Here is a 1,725-nt window from a genome sequence, read left to right as displayed (position 1 = left end):
TAAGAGGTATTTTAGCAAAAGTTGGTTGATTTGTCTATGGTTGTTGTTGGTTTTATTGTTATAAATCAATTTGTTGTGTGGTTTTTAAGGGTTGACTACTTATATCAAGTAATTCTTCCAATTCTTTTGAGTCGTAGACATTTTTATGCAAAGGTCTCACGCTATTACCGCAAAAAGTCAACTTAGTGTCTTTATCATCTGAATACTCAACTGGATGGTCATCATCAGTCTCATAAACCTCGCCATTTTTGTGTGTTGTCGTGCGTCTAGCTTTGAGTTAAAACGCTGAGATACAACGAACACTGTGGGCGTAGCTACGGTCTATGGTGTCGAATTTCGCTTGACTACTATCGGCGAAAAAATAGTGAGCCCAAAATTCTGAAGGAAAACCAGAATCAGCAACAGCAGAACGAGTCCATAAGCCGACGCTAGTGCTAACATGGGATAAATTACCACTACGAGAGCGGAAGCCAGCAGATGGGATTTTCAAGAAACTACTGAAGGCGCCGGAGGTATTCTTAATATTGACAGTCTCTTTACTTAGCTGCTCCTTAGTTGGCACCTCAAACGCAAGTGGGCAGATATTATTGTTCTGGCTCATTCCCCAATGTTTAGTTCTCTCAGCGCCATTTTCATCTACATTCAGTTTCACCCAATCAGTAGAGCCACTATCGCTCTTAATAAATAAGTTACCGTTATCACCAATGGAAGAGGCTCTTGTGGATGTTGTACTAGAATTTCTCTTCTGGTGCCCAGAAGCCTTACGCCCCCATTGGTAAAGGTCACCATAACTAGCACTATCCGTGCGTGAAGTTGCCGCTTGTGTTGCTCCAAGATTTCTATCTAACCATATTTTGCCGGTAATAGGTGATTCCAGTGTTATGTAATCTAACCCATCAAAAGTGATTGTTTTTGATACAAATTCAAATACATTCTTAACTGTAACTCCCAGGTCTTTAGAGGTGGTGTTCTTATCACCATCAGTTGCAATAATTGTTACTTTATAAACATTATCCTTGTCTTTATCTACTGGTTTTTCATAGTCTCTTGCAATCATTGAGACAACGCCATTTTTAGCGTTAATAGTGAACTTATTTGCATCCTCGCCACCTATAGCCCAAGTAATGTCACCCACTCTAGAGTCACCAGTTAAAGTTGGGGTTGGGCTTGTGAATACGATATTCTCAAAAACACTTGCTACAGCAATGAGATTAATCTTAAAGCTTGCTTTAGATTGGGAGCTGACAATCGCTCTTATTTCTTCTACGCTGTCTTTCTTTGTTCGATCTTTTTCTGCTGCAATTCTAAGGTTCTTTAGTGAAAGATTATTGTCCTTAACGGTACCAATCTTAATATCCAAGTAATCTCGCACTGTAGGGACTGGGTCGTTATCCTCTCCGTTGTAAAGAGAGATTTTACGAATAGCCCTACCTACAAGTGTGTCAAATACATTATTAACATTGTCTTTGATAGAAGTTTTGCCAGCAGCTATACTAACCTCTCTCTGAAAAGCACTTATTGCACTGCTGAATTCACCGGAAAGAGTCTGGTTCTTTATGGCAGCCTTTAGAACACCAATAACCTCAGTTGCACTGTTGCCATTGGTTGCAGCCATTTGTGAAATTATTGCAAGTGTAGCACCAATTTTACCTGCATCATCATTAGCAACTGCTCCATCGTTGGCGTTACTTGGAATGGTGCTAATAATATCAACACCACTCAAAA

Annotated in this window: 1 protein-coding gene; it reads right to left on the bottom strand. The window is 39.8% G+C overall.

Annotated features, from left to right (window positions below; all coding sequences use genetic code 11):
* Positions 1–277: 277 nt before the first annotated feature.
* Positions 278–1,725 (bottom strand): cadherin repeat domain-containing protein (locus BBROOKSOX_RS10625; protein WP_180324008.1); only part of this gene is annotated, 1,448 nt, incomplete at its 5' end.

It is taken from the genome of bacterium endosymbiont of Bathymodiolus sp. 5 South (genome assembly GCF_900128535.1).
Taxonomy (GTDB): domain Bacteria; phylum Pseudomonadota; class Gammaproteobacteria; order PS1; family Pseudothioglobaceae; genus Thiodubiliella.
Note: the sequence above shows the minus strand (reverse complement) of the source record. Positions and strands in the feature narration are given on the sequence as shown.